The 17,948-nt window shown below is 62.9% G+C and carries 15 protein-coding genes; 6 read left to right on the top strand and 9 right to left on the bottom strand.

Going from position 1 to position 17,948, the window contains the following annotated elements:
- The first annotated feature begins 198 nt into the window (after window positions 1–198).
- A complete protein-coding gene (locus ACW73L_RS21440) occupies window positions 199–567 on the top strand; it encodes a NifB/NifX family molybdenum-iron cluster-binding protein (protein WP_498924580.1) in 369 nt (122 codons plus the stop codon).
- Window positions 568–685: 118 nt separating this feature from the next.
- Here ACW73L_RS21440 and ACW73L_RS21435 read toward each other — a convergent pair whose 3' ends face one another.
- The 3 genes from ACW73L_RS21435 to ACW73L_RS21425 form a co-directional block, all read right to left on the bottom strand.
- Window positions 686–850 carry a hypothetical protein gene (locus tag ACW73L_RS21435; RefSeq protein ID WP_162560122.1) on the bottom strand — a complete coding sequence of 55 codons (165 nt, stop codon included), beginning with the start codon at window positions 848–850 and terminating at the stop codon, window positions 686–688.
- A gap of 82 nt (window positions 851–932) precedes the next feature.
- The gene (locus tag ACW73L_RS21430) at window positions 933–2,552 is read right to left on the bottom strand and encodes a SagB/ThcOx family dehydrogenase (protein ID WP_498924579.1); all 1,620 of its coding nucleotides are present in this window, start codon (window positions 2,550–2,552) and stop codon (window positions 933–935) included.
- A 110-nt stretch (window positions 2,553–2,662) separates the two neighbouring features.
- The gene (locus ACW73L_RS21425) at window positions 2,663–3,964 is read right to left on the bottom strand and encodes a dicarboxylate/amino acid:cation symporter (RefSeq protein WP_498924578.1); all 1,302 of its coding nucleotides are present in this window, start codon (window positions 3,962–3,964) and stop codon (window positions 2,663–2,665) included.
- Between the two features lie 265 nt (window positions 3,965–4,229).
- Here ACW73L_RS21425 and rapA point away from each other — a divergent pair, with 265 nt between their 5' ends.
- The 3 genes from rapA to ACW73L_RS21410 all read left to right on the top strand — a co-directional run bounded on the left by rapA (window position 4,230) and on the right by ACW73L_RS21410 (window position 10,852).
- Entirely contained in the window at window positions 4,230–7,091 is a 2,862-nt protein-coding gene (gene rapA, locus ACW73L_RS21420; RefSeq protein ID WP_498924577.1) for an RNA polymerase-associated protein RapA, read from the top strand.
- A 274-nt stretch (window positions 7,092–7,365) separates the two neighbouring features.
- Window positions 7,366–9,195, top strand: coding sequence for a GTPase (locus ACW73L_RS21415; protein WP_498924576.1), 1,830 nt, complete (start codon window positions 7,366–7,368; stop codon window positions 9,193–9,195).
- On the top strand, window positions 9,188–10,852 hold the full coding sequence (locus tag ACW73L_RS21410) for a GTPase (protein ID WP_498924575.1): 1,665 nt from the start codon (window positions 9,188–9,190) through the stop codon (window positions 10,850–10,852). Before ACW73L_RS21415 ends, ACW73L_RS21410 begins: the two co-directional genes overlap by 8 nt.
- Window positions 10,853–10,904: 52 nt before the next feature.
- Here ACW73L_RS21410 and ACW73L_RS21405 read toward each other — a convergent pair whose 3' ends face one another.
- Window positions 10,905–11,906: a cation diffusion facilitator family transporter gene (locus ACW73L_RS21405; RefSeq protein ID WP_498924574.1), complete on the bottom strand. Its 1,002-nt coding sequence runs from the start codon at window positions 11,904–11,906 to the stop codon at window positions 10,905–10,907.
- 288 nt (window positions 11,907–12,194) lie between these two features.
- Here ACW73L_RS21405 and ACW73L_RS21400 point away from each other — a divergent pair, with 288 nt between their 5' ends.
- The gene (locus tag ACW73L_RS21400) at window positions 12,195–13,004 is read left to right on the top strand and encodes a hypothetical protein (protein WP_498924573.1); all 810 of its coding nucleotides are present in this window, start codon (window positions 12,195–12,197) and stop codon (window positions 13,002–13,004) included.
- A gap of 26 nt (window positions 13,005–13,030) precedes the next feature.
- Here the strand turns inward: ACW73L_RS21400 and ACW73L_RS21395 are convergent, their stop codons facing one another.
- From ACW73L_RS21395 to ACW73L_RS21375, 5 genes are all read right to left on the bottom strand, one after another.
- A complete protein-coding gene (locus ACW73L_RS21395; RefSeq protein WP_498924572.1) occupies window positions 13,031–13,579 on the bottom strand; it encodes an Aq_1264-related membrane protein in 549 nt (182 codons plus the stop codon).
- Window positions 13,580–14,122 (bottom strand): FMN-binding protein, encoded by a 543-nt coding sequence (locus ACW73L_RS21390; RefSeq protein WP_498924571.1) that lies wholly within the window; start codon window positions 14,120–14,122, stop codon window positions 13,580–13,582.
- Window positions 14,123–14,168: 46 nt separating this feature from the next.
- The gene (locus tag ACW73L_RS21385) at window positions 14,169–15,644 is read right to left on the bottom strand and encodes a hypothetical protein (protein ID WP_498924570.1); all 1,476 of its coding nucleotides are present in this window, start codon (window positions 15,642–15,644) and stop codon (window positions 14,169–14,171) included.
- Between the two features lie 199 nt (window positions 15,645–15,843).
- Entirely contained in the window at window positions 15,844–16,617 is a 774-nt protein-coding gene (locus ACW73L_RS21380) for an ATP-binding protein (RefSeq protein WP_498924569.1), read from the bottom strand.
- A gap of 85 nt (window positions 16,618–16,702) precedes the next feature.
- Entirely contained in the window at window positions 16,703–17,335 is a 633-nt protein-coding gene (locus tag ACW73L_RS21375) for a response regulator transcription factor (protein ID WP_498924568.1), read from the bottom strand.
- 485 nt (window positions 17,336–17,820) lie between these two features.
- Here ACW73L_RS21375 and ACW73L_RS21370 point away from each other — a divergent pair.
- Window positions 17,821–17,948, top strand: a 128-nt coding sequence (locus ACW73L_RS21370; protein ID WP_498924599.1) for a methane monooxygenase/ammonia monooxygenase subunit C, incomplete at its 3' end; no start/stop codon positions are given.

Here is a 17,948-nt window from a genome sequence, read left to right as displayed (position 1 = left end):
GAAGCGACAGTCATACATCACTGGTTTTATTGCATTCTTGGCATGGCACAACAAGTGCTGAGTAACGGAAGTCGACTTGACTGTCTAACGACAGAGCACGCTGAGCGCGCGCCAGGAGCGCCGCGTGGTCGCCGTTCCCAAAACGCCTTACGCCGCAGAGTGGCGGATCCTTTTCTTGGCGCAACCCGGACCGTTCCCATGCCAAACCTGTTCAAGCTCGCCTTTGCGACCGACGACGTCCGTCAGGTCAATCAACCATTCACGTCAGCCAAGACTTTCGCGGTCTATCACGTCAATCCCGACCGCGCGGAACTGGTGAAGGCGGCTGACTTCAGCGACCTCGCCGAGGAAGAACACGACACGAGACTGAGGGCGATGATCGAACTGCTCGACGGATGCGGCGCAGCGGTCTATTGCGAGGCGATTGGAGCATCAGCTACGGAGCGACTGGTGGAGCGCGGCATACAGCCGATCCGAGTCAGCCGCGGGGCCCACATTGCAGAGCTTATCCACGGCTTTCAGGACAGCCTGAAGAGCGGAGTCCACGAGGGTCCCCACCGGGCGTAGCGGCCGGGAACAAGCGCGATGGCCCGCGAACGGACTCGGTGGGCACCCGATTCGTGGCAGCTTACGGGCCCGAGCTGCGTCGGTGCGAGCCCTCCGCGAACGCGGGAAACGCGGCGGCTCAGCCGGAATGCGCGATGCGCACTCCAATGGCTTCGAGCACGATACCGACCACGATGGCGGTGATGCCGATCCAGGCATTTTCGGGTGCCAGTAACAGCAAGATGGCGCCGATGGTCATCAGGCCATAGGCAACACGGCGGCGACGGCGAGGATCTTTGATCATGACGGCGTTCGCTCGGGGCTGGGTTGGGGCTTCGATTATACGACCCGTTCGTTCGTTCAGCGCGCTGCCGGAAAGACCGTGTTCAACCCGGCGCCGGTCGCCGCGGCTCCAGATGAGCGTACGGCGGCAGGGTCTGCAGACGCGAGTCGACCAACGGTCCGCCTACGGTGAAGTGGTAGAGGCTCTGGAGCACCGTCCCTTCCAGTCCCAGAAGCTCATGCACGGAGTCGTCGAAAAAGCAGCCGATTCCGGTCCCGCCCACTCCCGTGGCTCTCGCTTCCAGGTAAAGCGCCTGACCGATGAGGCCCGTTTCCCAGAATAGCCGCCGGTAGACCCAGGGGCCCTCTCGCAAGCCCTCGTCGAACTCGGCCAGCATGCCCAGGCTGAAGGCACTGTCGGACGCGATCGCCTGGTGGCACGAAAGCATTCGGGCCGCATCCCGCGCGTCCCCTACCACCAGCCGAAACAGCGGCAGCGACTCGGGCCCGACCGCTGCCCACTCGAATTGGGCCCGGAAGAGCGGCGCCGTCCTGGTCTTGTCGACATCGCCGCGCCAGAATACATAGAGCCCGGGCTCAAGACCTGGCACGCGGTGAACGAAGAGCGCCAGATGAACGCGTGGAGCCCACGGCCAGCCGTACCAGGGCGGACACCGTTCGCGGAAGCATGTGGCATCGAGTATCCGGAACAGGGTGTCGGCGGCGACCGGCGTGACGCCATCGAAGGCCTGCGCGCTGCGCCGCGTGCGAATGACCTCGACGGCGGCGAGTTCCGAACGGCAGGGAATTTCCGGCCATGCGGCCGTCATGGGGCGACCGGGTGTCGCAAGGGTTCGCGGCTTGAGGCTCGCGGCGTGGACCTCCTCGATCACAGGCCAGTCGTGACGGTGGGTCGCGCTCAGGCGATTGGCCTGCCCGCTCCATACGCCGCTTTGTACGGACGCGAGCAAGCGATCGATATCGATGGTTTCGGGGGCGAATGCGGCAGGTCCGACCCAGCACAACAGATCCGGTGCTTCCCGCTCGGCGCCGGCAAAATCGGCCTCCCGGTCCAGTCCCAGCAAAGCCGCGATATCGTCGTCGCCCCATGCCTCCAGCAAGTGCACCGACCAGCCCAGTACCGCCGCGGCATAGTTCAAGGCACCCAAGGCATGACCGACATCGTGCTGACAGTAACGGAAGGCTCGTTCCCCGTACTTCCATGCCTCTCGCCAATACACGGAGCTCAGCGCCACGAGGCAACCGGAAAACGCCAAGTCGGCGCGGCAGCGGCGTTCCAGTGCATGCCCATGGCTGTGGTAGTGATAGACACCCCCGGGCAGTAGCGCGTGCTCCGGGGTGATCAAGTACGCCTCCGTCGGGTGCAGATTTCCACTGGAAGGGTTGCACCGCAGCGCCCAGCGGTCCTCGCCATAGACCTTCCAGGCCGACAGCCCGAACGAGAGCTCGAACAGCAGCCCCAACGCTGCCAGATCCGCTTTGGCCGCGGCGATGCACCCCGGCTCGAACAAGGCACGATACGGGATGAGGTTCCGCTCGCTGACCAGCGGCAGGGGAACCCGCTCGGCGCCCTTGAATTCCCTGAACGGGCTCGGCTGCGTAGCCCAGTCGAGATGGCCAGGGCCTGCCGCGTAGCGCTCGAACGCGTGTTTGGTCCGCTGGTGGTAGGCGTAGACCGTCTCTGAAGCTGATCTCACTGACATCTTCGGTAATCCATTCCACAGAAGGATTTGCGTGCGTTCACCGATGACTTGCTTCTCCGGGCGGCTCAGTTAAACCGGCTGAGCAGGGCCTCGGTCCGACTTCGCGACCATCACTTCTTGCTGTCCGCCCCATCGGCGGAGGTGGACTCCAGGCGGTCCAGCAGGATTGCGACGAGCATGTCGCTCATCACATTCACTGCCGAGCGACAGCGGGCGATGATCCAATCGACGGGCAGAATCAGGGGGATGGCCGCGGCGATCATCGCATCGGGCAAACCCACCGCACCGAGCACGAGCGGCAGCACGATCAGGCCGGCCTCCGGAATGCCGGCGATGCCGGCCCCCGCGAAGACCGAGGCCATCAAGACCACGCCCTGCTGCGGCAGGCTCAGCGCGTAACCTGCCGCCTGAGCCAGAAACAGGGCCGTCATCGCTTCGTACAAGGTGATGCCGTCGTTGTTCAGATTGGTTCCGACGCAAGCGGAAAGCCGCGCCGAACGATCCGACACACCGAGCTTTTCCGTCAGGCATTTCAAGGTGACCGGAACCGTCGCGAGGCTGCTATTGGTCGACAGCCCGGTCAGAATCGCGTCGGCACCGCCGCGCAGATAAACCGAGGGACGCTTGCCGCCGAACAGCCAGGCAACCGCGGGATAGTAGACGAGCGCGTGCAGCGCGAGTCCGGCGAGTATCGTCAGCAGGAACACCCACAGGATGCCGAAGACCCCGATACCGGCCTTGCCAACCACCTGCGCCACGACCCCGAACACGGCAAACGGGACGATCAGGATGATCCATTCGAGCATCTGGACCAGCACCTGGTAGACCGTTCCCACCGCTCGCTCCAACGACTCGATCCCCCTCAGATCGCCGGAAGCGTGCTGGCTGCGGCGCACAGCCCGCAGCGCCACGCCGCCGAGCAGTGCCAGGAGCACGATGCTGAGCACATTGTTTTTGAGGAACGGCTCAAGCAGGCTCTCCGGCACATACCCCGCGAGATTGCTGAGCGGGTTCAGGGAAACGTTCGGCGCGCGCTGGGGAGGCACCAGCGGTCCGGGAGACTTGCTCTCGACTTCTCGCGTCAGCGCCGCAAGATCGCCAGCCCAGGCAGTCCCGGGAGACCACGTATTCATGATGGCCAGACCGATAGCCATCGCAACGCTGACGTTGATCAGGCAGATCGCAAGCAAGCGGATGCCGTGCCGGGCCGACAACTCCGAGCGGATGAACCCGTCCAGGATCGCGAACAGGATCAGCGGTGTCGCCAAAGCCTTCAGCAGGCGAACGACCAGCGTTCCAAGTTGTCCGAGGTATTCGTTTTTGAGTCCGAACAGGTAGGGATCGCTACCGAAGGTGACGCCCAGCACCGCGCCGGAGACAACGGCGATCAGCACCTTCAGATACAGCGGCATGGCAGGCACAAGCGTGAGGTGAGACCGAAGACACAGTCGGCATCATCGTGCCGTGCACGTTGATCCTGGGCGCAAGCTTACCCAAATCGTAGGCCCCTCACTACCCGAGGCGCGTTTGAAGAGCCGAGGTTCGCGGTTAGCCACCAGGCCCCGCGCCTATGGTCTAGAGCCTTTGTGCAGCGCGCAGACCTACCGTCCTGACCAATGCGCCTGCTACAATCGCCGCCCTTTTTCCATCCGTAAGCCCCGCCAAGAGGACGCGCGTTTGCCCCAATTCATTCCCGGCCAGCGCTGGATCAGCGACACCGAGCCCGAACTCGGCCTCGGCACCGTCGTCGACGTACACGCCAACCGTGTCACGATCCGGTTTCTGGCCTGCGGCGAAGAACGCATCTATGCGGGCGCCACCGCGCCGCTCACCCGTGTCCGCTTCGTGCCCGGCGATACGGTGGAGGACGTGGACGGCAATGTCCTGACCGTGACCGCTATCGCAGAGGATGCGGGCCTGCTCGTATATGAGGGTAAGGATGCGGATGGCATGCCGTTCTCCCTCGAAGAGATCGAACTCAACCATTTCATCCAGTTCAACAAGCCGCAAGACAGGCTGTTCTCGGGCCAGCTCGACCCGGTAAGCCTGTTCCGGCTGCGCCTGGCAACGCGCCGCAAACTGGCCGAGCTCGAGCAGTCTGCGGTGCGGGGTCTGATCGGCGCGCGCGTCAGTCTGATCCCTCATCAGATATTCATCGCCAGCGAAGTCGCCGGCCGCCCGGATCCACGGGTGATGCTCGCCGACGAGGTCGGGCTGGGCAAGACCATCGAGGCCGGCTCGATCCTGCACCATCGCCTGCTGACCGGTCGGGCCGAACGCGTTCTGCTGATCGTACCCGAGCCTCTGCTGCACCAATGGCTCGTGGAAATGCGCCGGAGATTCAATCTCCGCTTCAGCCTTTTCGATGAGGAACGCTACTCCCAGGCGGAGCAAAGCAATCCATTCCTTGCCGAGCAGCTGGTCCTTTGCAGTCTGGACTTCCTGCTCGCGGATCCTGACCGCGCGGAGCAACTAGTGGCTGCCAACTGGGACCTTTGCGTCGTCGACGAGGCCCATCACCTGCATTGGACGCCCGAGCAGCCCAGCCCCGCCTACGTGCTCGTCGAACGGCTTGCCGGCAGCTGCCCGGGCTTGCTGCTGTTGACCGCCACGCCCGAGCAATGGGGGAAAAGCGACCACTTTGCCCGCCTGCGCTTGCTGGATCCAGAGCGCTTCCACGATCTGACAGCCTTTCTGGAGGAGGAACGTCATTACCGTGAACTGGCGGAAGTGATCGATCGACTGATCGATGAACGCCAACCCAGTGCCCAGGTTCTCGCACGGCTCTCCGAGGTGCTCGCTGCGGATGGCGCCGAGGCCCTCCTGGCCCAACTCGGTGAACCCGACAGCTATGCAGTTGCTCGCGCCGCCCTGATCCAGCTGATGATCGACCGGCACGGCACCGGGCGCGTCTTGTTTCGGAACACCCGGGTGACCGTGCAGGGTTTCCCCGACCGGGAACTCCACCCCCACGCCCTCGAACTGCCCGAGGTTTACCGTACTGCCCTGGGCTCGGTTGCCGCGCAACCCGAGGACCATCTCCATCCGGAGAGCGTGCGCCTGTTCGATGAACCTCAGTCAGCGGCCGACTGGCCGCGGCGCGACCCGCGCGTGGCGTGGCTCGTCGATTTGCTGAAACGTTTGCGACCGGCCAAGGTTCTCGTCATCTGCGCCAAGGCGGCGACGGCGGTACAGCTGGAGTTGGCACTGAGACAACAGGCGGGAATCCGTTGCGCGGCCTTCCATGAAGAACTGACGATCGTGGCGCGCGATCGCGCCGCAGCGTGGTTTGCCGACCAGGAGACCGAGGGGGCTCAGGCCCTGATCTGCTCCGAAATCGGTAGCGAGGGCCGCAACTTCCAGTTTGCGCATCATCTGGTGCTGTTCGACTTGCCGTTGAACCCCGATTTACTTGAACAGCGCATCGGTCGTCTCGATCGGATCGGCCAGACGGCGACGGTCAACATTCACGTGCCCTACTTTCGTGGCAGCGGGCAGGAATGCCTACTGCGATGGTATGCCGAGGGTCTTGATGCCTTCCGTCACCCCTGTCCGGCGGCCCAGGCCGTGCTGGCACAGGTTGCCACCGATCTGCGCGACACGATCGTCCACCCGGATCCGGAGCGGCTGGAAGTGCTGGTGCGCCGTTCGCAAAACCTGCGGGAGGAACTGGCGGACGCGCTGCATCGCGGTCGGGACCGCCTCCTAGAGCTGAGCTCCTGCCGCCCCGACGTGGCGAGCCGCACGATCGATCAGATCGCTGCAATCGACCGGGATCCGGAGCTGTCGGCCTATCTCGAGCGCGTGTTTGACCACTTCGGCGTCACGGTCGAAGATCACTCCGCCAACTGTGTGATCCTGACGCCCAGCGAACACATGCGCGTACCGCACTTTCCGGAGTTGCCCGAAGACGGGTTGACCGCGACCGTCGATCGCTCGATCGCGCTTGCACGCGAGGACATGGCGTTTCTGACCTGGGAGCATCCGCTCGTGCGAGGTGCGATGGACTTGCTGCTGAACGGCGAATACGGCAACGCCGCCTTGAGCCTCGTGCGAGGCTCCGGCCACCCCCCTGGCCAGCTTTTCGTCGAAACCTTTCACATCGTCGAATCGCCCGCGCCACGGCACCTGCAGATCGGACGCTTTCTGCCGCCTCATTTGATCGAGAGCCGGATCGATGCGCAGGGTAACGAGGTGTCCCCGGAAGACACGCCTGATGGTTCGGACCTCGAAGAGTCCATTCCAGCCGCGACGGTGGCTCCCTTCCTGCGAAACCAGCAGCGATTGATCGAGCGCCTGCTGAAGCGTGCCGAGCGATCGGCTCACCGTCGTCTCGCCAGCTTGATTGCCGACGCCGAGAGCCTGATGTTGACGGTGATGACCGACGAGTTGAAACGGCTGGCTGCGCTGCGCAGAGTGAATCCTTCAGTCCGGCGGGAAGAACTCGATCGCCTCAAACAGGAAGGCGTGGAATTACATCACTGCATACAGTCCGCCCAACTAAGACTCGATGCGGTGCGCATCATCCTGACCGTTTGATGCCGCATCGAGGCCAGGTCTCGCTCGCCGGGCCGTCACCCCACGGCCCGCGCCAGCCGATAGATTCCCGCGCTCTGTCCTCGGCGGAGTAAGCCCGTCGCGTCCGGCGCAGCCTCTGCGCGACCGGTTTTGCTATCATTCCGACCAATGTTGACAAACCCTTCGCCCTGGATGCCCGACGTCGCTTGCGAAACCGCCGTGATCAAGGCGGACTGCCGGACGGGTATCTGACGCCCCAGCTGGCGCCTACCCCTGCAACCCAAAGTATTCCTGCATGCCGTCTTCCCGGAATCCGGATCGTTCCCCGCGCAATGCGCTCGTGGCCGGCGACCCCGTGGCGATCGAGATTGCCAGCTTCCTGCGCCACCTCGAGTCCTGCTTCCGCGCGCGGCAGCGGCGCTCGCTGCGGTCATCCGACGCGCCGGATGAGAATCGAGGCGTGTTCTCGCTCGAATTGTCGATCGCTAGCGTCGATCGGGACCGGTTGCACCAGGCGGCACCCGATCTCCCTCCCCAGATCGGTTTGCTTGGCCCCACACAGGCGGGGAAGAGTTCCCTGACGAATTGGCTGTTGGGTGTCACACGTGCCGGCGTCAGCCCACTCGCCGGCTACACGATTCATCCCCAGGGTTTCGGTTGGGGCCCGGACCACGACCGCCTGGCCGAGGACCTGGCACCTTTTTTTCGCGGGTTGGAGCGCGTGGAAGCCGAGGCGCTCAGTCGTGAGCATCTCGACCGCTACACGCTCTCGCCGGCAGCCGCAACGCTTCCGACGGGACTGGCCCCAAGTGGCTGCATTTGGGACACCCCGGATTTCGACTCGGTCGACTCCGACATTTACCGCAGCCAGGTGTTGCGCATCGCCGCCCTGGTCGACTTGGCCATCCTGGTCGTCAGCAAGGACAAATATGCCGACCAGACGGTCTGGGACATGCTCGAACTGCTGGAAGCCCTGCATCAGCCAGTGCTCGTCGTCATCAACAAGATCGAGCCACAGGCCTGCGAACTGGTGGTGAGCTCCTTCCACGAAAAATGGCGCGCGGCGCGGCGCGACCACTCGCCCGAGACGACAACCATTCCGTTCACCGCTGGGATGAGTGAGGCCGCGACGCCGGCCGCTGTTGAGGCTCTGCTGACCACACTACGCAACCGGCTCGCATCGCCGGAGCATCTCCGCAACGATCGGCGCCGACAGACGCGGGCCCTGGTCGAGCGGTTCTGGTCCGAGTGGCTGACGCCGGTGCGCGCCGAGCAGGATGCTCAAGCCGAATGGCACACCGAAATCGATGCCGCCATGAAAGAGGCGGTCGAGCGTTACGCCCTCGACTACCTCGATCACCCACAGCATTACGAAACCTTTCAGCTCGCGCTGGCGCGACTGCTGACCCTGCTGGAAGTCCCGGGCGTCGGCGGCGCGCTTGCGAAGGCGCGCCGCGCACTGACCTGGCCCTTTCGGCAGGTTTCGGGTCTCGGTCGCGGCAAACACCGGGGAGAGGCCGACGATGAGGCCATGACCACCGAAGAAGCGCTGCTGCTGCAAATTGGTGAACATGTGTTGCTGCGGCTGCATCGCGTCGCGGTTGCGCGGCGCGACGCCGAAAACGGCGCGCAGGACTGGTGGGGCGACGTGGCCGAACTCCTGCGGCAGTCCCGCGCCGGCCTGCAAGCACCGTTCAGCGCCGCGCTGCGCAGTTATCTGCGCTCGTTTCAGCCGGAAGTGGAAAGCACGGCACGGGATTTGTACCAACGACTCGAAGAACGTCCCGTCGTACTGAACAGCCTCCGCGCCACCCGTTTCACGACGGATGCCGCCGCACTGGCCCTGGCACTGCATTCCGGAGGCATCGGCATGCAGGATTTCGTGATCGCCCCGGCAACGCTGGCCGTGACGTCGATGCTGACCGAAAGCGCCCTCGGGCGCTACGTCGACCGCGCCGCGGATCACCTCAAGCGCCGGCAACTGGCCGCCGTGACAGCCTTCCTCGACGACGCACTGCGTCGCCCTCTGGCGGCCTTGCCCGATCAACTCGATCCCGCGCGGCATTTTCGCGTGTCGCGGGAGCGTGTGGGCCGAATCGAAGAATTGTTGAAGGCCTATGTCTGACGACGGCGGATTGCAACGACTCCGGGACAAGGCCGTTAGCTGGAGTCAGCGGGCCGTCGCTCAGGGCTGGCTGACGGCGCAGGAGAGTGCACGCCTGGAGCGGCTTGAACATCGCTCACCCGACGCCTTGTTCGAGGGGCTGGAACGGCGACCGCTGGTCGTCGCGTTTTTTGGCGGAACGGGCGTGGGCAAGAGTACGCTGCTGAACCGTCTGGCGGGACGGGAGGTGGCCCGCACCGGGGTGATCCGGCCGACTTCGCGCGAGATCACGGTCTATCTGCATGAGTCGGTCCGGATGCGGCCGCTACCGTCCTACCTGCCCCTGGATCGGATCCATGCCATTACCCACGACAGCGAGCGGTACAAGGATGTGCTGTGGGTCGATACACCCGATTTCGACAGCATGGACCGGACCAACCACGATTTGGCGCTGCAGTGGCTGCCGCACATCGACGTACTGGTCTACGTGGTCAGCCCCGAACGCTACCGCGACGACCGGGGTTGGCGAATTCTGTTGCAGCATGAGCGTGATCACGCCTGGATCTTCGTAATCAACCAGTGGGATCGCGCCCATCCTAGCCAGCTCCCGGATTTCGAACGACTGCTCGCCGAGGGAGGCTTCGACGCCCCGCTGGTCTTTCGGACGGCATCCGTGCCTGAGAGTGCGGCGCGACCTGCCGATGACTTCGCGCTGCTCGAAGCGACGATCCGCGACTTGTCCGAACAGCGAACCATGGCGCTGCTGACCGAGCACAATCTGCAGGGGCGCTTCAATGAACTCGCCGACACCATTGACATCCTGGCGGCGCGTTTTGGACAACCGCAATCTTTCAAGACACTGCGGGAGAGTTGGGCAGAACTCTGGCGAGCGACCGCCGCGAAACTGCGCAAGGGCCTGCAGTGGCCCATGGACGAATTCGTAATGCGGTTCGTGAACCGCGAAGCGGATCCGCTGCGGCGATCGATGGACCTGAATACCGCGCGGTCGGTACCCGCCGAAGGACCCGTGCTGACACTACTGTGGGATGACTGGGCTCAACTGTGCTTCGATGATGCTCTGGACCGGTTGCTGATTGACGCGGAAGCCATCGGCTTGCCTTCGCCACCGTTGCGGAACGCCTTGCAACCGCTAAGGCATCAGGCTTCGCGATGGGTGCTCGACGCCGGCCAGACCTCGTTGCGCGAGGCACTGGCCAGGCCCGGAACTCGAGGGCAGCGCCTGTTGCTGAAGCTGGCCGGACTGCTCTCGGTCATCGCCCCACTCGGCGCCACCGGCTGGGTCGCGTATGAAGTCGTCGTGCTGTACTACCGCAGCGTGCAGGCCGAAACACCCTTCCTGGGTACGGAGTTTGCGATCCATAGCGCATTGCTGATCGCCGTCGCGTGGCTTCTGCCCTATGCGGCGCAGCACAAGCTGAAACCGTCCACGGAAAAAACGGCGCGCCGGGGACTGGAACGCGGACTGGAACAGGCCTTCGACACCCTGCGTGAAGCGGTCGATGATCAACTGGACGCCGTCTCGGACACCGCCACGGCAATGCGCTCCGAAGCGGCCGACCTGATCCAACGCGGCCGCGAACCGATGGCCTTGCAGGGAACGGACCGTGCCGCGGGTTCAGGGTCTGCGGAGCGAACCCTCGCCCGGGCCCGGCGCTAGCGCGTCTGCCCGGCCAGCGCGGAGTCGGACTGCGGCCGCGCCGCGCGCGCCGTCATGGTCGCAGTGGGAACTCCTCTGCCCTTAGCCTTGGCGCCCCTGACTCGCCAGCGGTTTCAAATGCGCCCACGGGCTCCGTTCCAGAGTGTGGCCCGTGGTGCGCATGTCCCGGACAGGCATGAGCACCCGGAAGGCCGGCGCCCGCCAGGTTGCAGTAGAGGTGATCCGGGTCGCAGCCGACGCATTCGAGTTGCAGCGTGCTATGAACGATGCCGTAGCGATCGTCCAAGACCGCTTTCAACTCACATAGGATGCGGGCCGCCTCACCGATGCGCTGGTCATCGGTAACGACGTGCGCGGAAAGCATCCGCAGGCTCTTTGACAGGCTCCACACGTGCAGGTCGTGGATGCTGCGTACGCCCGGCACCGAAAGCAGATCTCGCACCATCAAGCTCATGTCGATGTCACGCGGCACGCTTTCCAGCAAGATTTCCAGTGTTTCCTTGAGGATCAGCCACGCGTTCCACAAGATCAGCAGGCCGATCAAGACGCTGGCGAACGGATCCAGCCAGTTCAGTCCGGTCAGCCAGATGCCCACCCCGGCGAAGACCGCGCCGAGCGTCGAGAACACGTCCCCCATCAGGTGCAGGAAGGCACTGTGCAGGTTCAGATCGTGCTCGCGCCCGTGGCTCACCAACCAGGCGGTAATCAAGTTCACGACGAGGGCCGCCGCACCGACAGCAATGAGGATGTCGGCCTGCACTTCTGGCGGGGAGCGATAGCGCTCGTAGGCCTCGTACATGACACCCAGCGCGATCAGGGCCAGCGTCGTCGAGTTGATCAAAGCAACGAGAATGCCGACGCGATGATAACCGAAAGTGTTCGCGGAATTGGCCGGGAGCGCCGCAAGGCGCATCGCGTACCAACTCAGGGCTAGCGCCATGACGTCCGTGAGGTTGTGTCCCGCGTCGGTCAACAGGGCCAGGCTATCGGCCTTGAGCCCGGCCCAGGCCTCGATTCCGACGAACACCAGCGTCAAGCCGATTGACAGCGCCAACCTAACCTGTGACGATTTCTGATGTGCGGCATGTGTATGTCCCGATCCCACGCTTCGCGGACCTCCAGCCGTTAGCTCTAGATCGATTCACTATACCAAGTTCCCCAGGCCAGAGGCGCGATTCCGGCGGTTTCGCGTGGCGCCCACGGGGCAGCGTGGCCCGACATGCCGCCCGATTCTGAACGAACTGACTTCCGCTCCAGCGACTCCCCGGCTTCCACCGAAGCCGAGGCACCGGATCCGCCATAAATACGATTTGGATAACCCCACTCGCCGGGAGGACTTGCCATGGCACACTTCGCAAAACTTAGCTGCCTTTTGGGCGTGCTGGCCGCTGCCGGCGCACATGCCGACAGCGCCCTCCAATACCGGCTGAACGGGCAACCCGACACCCATCTCATACTGGTGAAGGGTGGCAAGGTGCTGATCCCGAATCTCGATGGTTCCGATCATCATCGCGACCTCCTGTACGACCGCAACCTCCGGGAAGCGGTTCTGATCGATCACAAGTCGCAGACCTACGTGAAGGTGAACAAGCAGACCGTCGAAAAGGTCAGTCGGCAAACCGAACCCCTGCAGCCGCTGTTGGCCGGGTTAGGCTCGCAGTTGAAGAACCTGACCCCCGAACAGCGCATGAAATGGCAGGCGATGCTGGGCGGAATCGATCTGGACAAGCTCGCGGCCGCCAGCCAGACACGGGTACCCATGCTCCTGTCGAAGCAGGGCTCGACCCGTACCGTCGGCACTTACACCTGCACGCCAGTCATCGTCCAGCGCGGCAAGGACAAGGTCGCCGAAGTGTGTTTGTCCGACGCCAGCACACTGGGCCTGACCGAAGACGACTATGCGACCTTGCGGTCGCTACTCGATTTCGCCGAGCGCGTTGCGAAGAAGACGCAGGGGCTGAGCAGCTTGATGGGCTTCTCAATTCCGGTGGTCGAACTGGAGAGCATGCCGGGCATTCCGGTGGAGATCCGCTCCATCGGGCGGAAACATCCCGAACAGGCCCAGCTGGCATCCGTTGGTCAACCGGGCGACACCACTGTGGCGATGACCGTACCCGAGGGATATCGGGGGGAAGACCTTAAACTCTGGTAGCGGCCGAAACTCTGGTAGCGGCCGGCTTAAGGGCCACTTGGCTCGCGGACCGCGTTCCCGGCGCCCGAGGCCGATACGGACGCCGCGGCCCGCCAGGCAGATCGTTGGGCGATTAGCGATGCCGCGGTGAATAGCAACAGCGCTGCGAGGCTCGTCTCGAGCGCAAGAAAGGATCCGATCTTGAAGTAGGCGAAGGCCGGGTGAGCGAAACGGACCAGCCACCCAGCGAGTTCATCCGCCACCGCCGAGATGAAGGTCGCACCTGTCAGCCACAGCTTCAAAACCGGATTCAGCGCCGTGAAGAGCAGCAAATGCGTCAGCGTCAGGACCAGGATGCCCATCGAAAATAGATGGAAATGAGTCACTTCGAGCAGGCTCTGATAGCTCTTTGGCTGCGTGAACTGCTCCTCGGACCCGAGGTAATAGGCCACAACCGACTGCGGCGTCAGGTTCATCTTGTGGAAATACATCAGCGCGTTACTGACCCAGAACAGCGCGATGTAGCCCAGAAACATCAGGATGATCAGATTGATCATCGACTGCCGGCGTTGCTCCCCGGTAACGAAGAAGCGCATCTACTGATCTCCTCCCGAGGGGGGTGATATCTCGTACAAGGTCAAAACCTTCCGCACGCTCTCCAGTGCCGCTCGCACGCTCAGAGTGGCACCGCTGACGCCATCGACCCCATGGTTTAGCACCAGTTCCGTCGCGGGCTTTCCCACCAGTCCGTCATACCAGCGATCGGGCGGCTTATATTCCGGCGGTTCGTGGAAGGCGAGCATCACGGCTTTGGTCAACTCGCCGCGCGGTGACAAGACCAACATCAGCGTCTCCGCCTGAGTGCGGACATTATGACTTTCAAGCGCAGCATAACCCAGCACCTTACCAGCGCGCTGTCCCTCATAGAACGTGAATAGTTGGGATTCAAACTTTACTTTGGCCTTTGTTTCGATGGCCGCGACCTGCTCGTCGGTCAGGAAGAGCGGACGAGGCTCGATAACGGCATCGGCACCGAAAGCCAGTTCAAAGGCCTCATCCTTGGCGTAGTAGACGACCGCTGAGGCATCGCCGACGCCCAACGCCAAACTTAGCGCCAAGACCGAAATACGTATTCTCACGTTTCGCCTGTCCACACGGAGAGTTCGTCCCAAAGCGCTGCTCCGATCAATAAATGAAGCCCACACCCAGGTTGAATTCGTCGGGTACCCCGCCGGATTGGGAACTGATGTTGCGGTAATCCGCCTTCACGACAATGTTGGGGTGTGGCTTGTAGGTCAAGCCGCCCTGGTAGATGGTGCGGTTCCAGAAGCCATCGTCCGAGAAGCCTCGGGGCGCACTCGCGATTGTATCAAAGCGCTCGAACCGGAAGAATGGCGCCAGGAACTGTGTCGAGGTCGGCCAAAGAAGCGGCATGACGTCGTAGGCCAGTTCTGTGTAGAAGCCGTAGTTCTCACTGCCGATCGTCTCGCCCTTCTGCGCGCTGACCAGCGACGCATCGGCGATGTGACCCCAGGCCCCCAGCGTACGGAACTCCAGGCCGCGGTAATGCCACTGGATATGGCCCTCATACAGCTGAGTTAGGACATCCGCCTTACGCCCCATGAATAGCGCTCCCTGACCGGTGTCGCCGACAAAGGCCGAACCGCCGAAAAACATCCCTGTGAGTGGCTCGGGGGCGTAATCGAAGCGTCCGACGAAAGCCCAGTCTTCCGCAAGCGCCCGACTGCCGCTCTGCCGGCTGTCGCGAATGCCCGCCGAGGTAAAGCCGGTGTCCGCTGTAGTCCCGGCGTTGAGACTGTTGATTCCGTAGACTCGGTAGGTCAGACCCGGCAGGGCTTCGCCATGCAGACCGGCGCCCACTTCGCGCCAGGTCGTCGGAATGATGTACCGCTCGACATCGGGCCGCCTGTTGCCGTGGAAGAACAAGGGCTCATGGATTTCGTTGATGAACCCCATGGGTACCAGCATCAGGCCCGTTCGGATGTTGACGCGCTCATCCAGCAAAAAATCCAACTGGGAAAACTCGACCGACACCTCACCTTTGTCTTCGGTGCCCGACCCGGTTGTCCCATGCTCGAACTCGATCTCGCTGTTCAATACGATCCAGTCGTTGAACTTATAACCCGCGTACAACACCAGACGGACGAAATCGACCTCGTCCCGGCGCCGTGTGTCCTTTTCGTTCTGAAAGCCGGTGTAAAAGTATTCGCCATAACCGCCAATCGACAAGCCGCGCTTGACCATGTAGACCTGTGACGCCGCCGGACCCATACCGTACAAACTCTTGTACTCACGCTTGTCCGGAATGTTCAGCTGCGTCTTCAGCTTTTCCACCTCGGTCGCCAGGATATCGGTTTTCCGTTCCTGCTCGGTCTTGCCGGATTTCTTGGGTGGCGTCACCGTCTGCTGTTCAGGCGGATTCCGCGACGAGTCTGGCACTTCCTGTGTAGCAACCGCCGCACTGCCCGCTGGCGCCTCGGCAGGCGCCTTAGCGGCCTCAGCCGGAGCGGGAGCCCCACTAACCTTCTTCTTCAGCGCCTCGATCTCGCGCTGCTGCTGTTGGATGATTTTCCACATTTCTTCCATGCTGGTCGGCATGCCAGCAGGTATGGCCAGGGCTTCGTCAGCCAGAACTGCCATCACAGCAGCCATCACAGTCCCCGCGGAACGTGCAATGGGTGGGGTACGGGTCATGAGGGAGTCTCCGTGTTGGATTTCCCTCACATTAAACAGTGATTATTATCAACAGGCAATTGTTCGTGTTTGCGCGCCAATACTGCTTGCTAATCTTGCGCTCTTTTCAGGCAGAGCTAGGACGCAGGGCTCGTCCGGACACCGGCTAGGCCGAGGCCTGGCCGTCTGAGGGAATACCGCCACCAACCAGCGGCAGCTCGAAGCAAAAGGCATCCGGGCGGGCTGCCGAACCCGCGTACCAGAGCACCCCACCGTCCCGCTCGATGGCGCGCCGGGCGGCACTCACGCCTCGCCCACACGATGCGGCCTGATCTGCCGGCAGCCGCTCGAGCGGCCGCAATTCCTCGGGCGCGGTGGCGGTGCCGGTGTCCTGTGCAATCCAACAGCGCAGCACGGTGCCGGTGACCCGCTCCGCTCGGAACAGCAGGCGACCGCCTCTCGGCAGGATGTCGAGCACGGCCCTGGCCAGGGCGACGCCGGCATGAAGGTGGGCGAAGCGGTCGCCGTCAACCCTCAGTTCCAGATCCGGGCAAAGGACCTCAGCCGAGCAATCGCGATGGCGCAGTGTCACGGACAACAGCACTGCAAGGTCGTCGAGCAGACCGCGCCAGTCGAATGGCGAAGCCTCGGCCGCATCCGGGACCGATAACTGGACCCAGATCGAGACCAACTGGCGAATACGGTCAAGCTGGCTCTGTAATGCGTCGAAAGCGCTGCGCGCCCGCGCGTCGGCTGGCGCTTGACCGCATTGAAGTTTCAGGAGTTCGAGATTCAGGCCCGCAGCCTGCAGCGAATTTCCCACATCATGTGCCCAGCCGGGACTCGCGAAGAGCAGTGCCTCGGCGATCGACTCGGGGTCGGTAACGGCGAGCGCGTCCGCCTCGGCGCTCTCGATCTGATCGGAGCATTCAGCGTTCATGGGCTCTGCATTCCGTCCAACTCGGTCCGGCAGTGCCGGTACCACGCGTTGGGACCCCTCTGGGCCCGCCATGCGATGGTATCCACTAGGGACGGTCCGTGGGTGGACGCTCATCGCTGCCGACGGCAGCAACGAGCGCCGCGAGCTCCGCGATGGACTCGACCTGCAGCTTCACCAGGATACTGGTGCGGTGATGATCCACCGTGCGCGGACTGATCTTCAGCAATTGCGCGATATCCTTGCTGGTGTTGCCGGACACGACGAGCTGGGCGACTTCCTGCTCACGGTGCGTGAGCCGGTCGTAGAGCTGTCGGGCATGCTCCTGAGCCGAGTGTCTTTCACGCGCAGCGCGATCCCGCTCCAGCGCTTCGGCGATTCGATCGAGCAGCATCGGACTGGAAAACGGCTTCTGCAGGAAATCGGCGGCACCGGTCTTCATTGCCTTGACGGACTCTGGAACGGTCGCGTACGCGCTCATGAAAATGATCGGCAGATCGATCCCGTGGCCAATCAGCTCCTCCTGCACCGAGAGGCCGCTCATGCCGGGAAGCTTGAGATCGAGTAGCACACAACCAGGCCCACGAGCGGGCTGAAAGGCCCTGAGGAAGTCCTGCCCCGAGGAGAAGGCCGTCACGTTGTAGCCGCTGTTGCGCAGAAAAGCGGCCAGGCCGGCCCTAACCGCATCGTCATCATCGACCAGAAAAATTGTAGGTTTCACGATACATCGGGAGTTTGAGGCTAACAATCGGCTCCTGGCGGACTCCAGCCGCGCGGAACACGATCACAGACGAACCGCACCCCCAACACGGTTCGCACTTATTGCACTGCAAGCAATGCGCATCGAATGAAGCACATTCGATGCCATTCTTTGCGTTGCATTTACTTTCAATGCGTTATAAAGACCTGACCAACCCAGTTGTAAATTTCGTCGGCTAACGTCGCCGGGAGTCTAACCCACCCTTTCCAGCCCCGACTATTGCGCTTGTGGGCTAGGCCGTTCGCGCCATTGAGGCACTTTCCGGGCAGTGTGGCGGCGCCAATGCCGGTCTGAACCAGCCCATTCGCGGAGTCCTTCGGTGGCCCGCAAACCGCGCGGGGTTTTAAGGGCCGGGAATTTTTTTTTGTGACGCAAGTCTCACTTTCGTCGCTGGGCAAACAGTCAGGCTCCAGCGACTTCGATACACACAACTAACGAGGTAAGAAATGGCTGCAACAACCATCGGCGGCGTGGCCGTCCAGGATAAACCATTACTCGACATGAAGTGGCTGACGTTTGCGTTGGCTATTTACACGGTGTTTTACATGTGGGTTCGCTGGTACGAAGGCGTCTA

The organism is Methylolobus aquaticus (assembly GCF_054172105.1).
Note: the sequence above shows the minus strand (reverse complement) of the source record. Positions and strands in the feature narration are given on the sequence as shown.

What these genes read in the sequence shown, in the direction of transcription:
- ACW73L_RS21430 (WP_498924579.1), bottom strand. Translation starts at nt 2,552, where the DNA reads ATGTCAGTGAGATCAGCTTCAGAGACGGTCTACGCCTACCACCAGCGG.
- ACW73L_RS21415 (WP_498924576.1), top strand. Translation starts at nt 7,366, where the DNA reads ATGCCGTCTTCCCGGAATCCGGATCGTTCCCCGCGCAATGCGCTCGTG.
- ACW73L_RS21425 (WP_498924578.1), bottom strand. Translation starts at nt 3,964, where the DNA reads ATGCCGCTGTATCTGAAGGTGCTGATCGCCGTTGTCTCCGGCGCGGTG.
- ACW73L_RS21380 (WP_498924569.1), bottom strand. Translation starts at nt 16,617, where the DNA reads ATGAACGCTGAATGCTCCGATCAGATCGAGAGCGCCGAGGCGGACGCG.
- ACW73L_RS21395 (WP_498924572.1), bottom strand. Translation starts at nt 13,579, where the DNA reads ATGCGCTTCTTCGTTACCGGGGAGCAACGCCGGCAGTCGATGATCAAT.
- ACW73L_RS21410 (WP_498924575.1), top strand. Translation starts at nt 9,188, where the DNA reads ATGTCTGACGACGGCGGATTGCAACGACTCCGGGACAAGGCCGTTAGC.
- ACW73L_RS21435 (WP_162560122.1), bottom strand. Translation starts at nt 850, where the DNA reads ATGATCAAAGATCCTCGCCGTCGCCGCCGTGTTGCCTATGGCCTGATG.
- ACW73L_RS21440 (WP_498924580.1), top strand. Translation starts at nt 199, where the DNA reads ATGCCAAACCTGTTCAAGCTCGCCTTTGCGACCGACGACGTCCGTCAG.
- ACW73L_RS21400 (WP_498924573.1), top strand. Translation starts at nt 12,195, where the DNA reads ATGGCACACTTCGCAAAACTTAGCTGCCTTTTGGGCGTGCTGGCCGCT.
- ACW73L_RS21385 (WP_498924570.1), bottom strand. Translation starts at nt 15,644, where the DNA reads ATGGCAGTTCTGGCTGACGAAGCCCTGGCCATACCTGCTGGCATGCCG.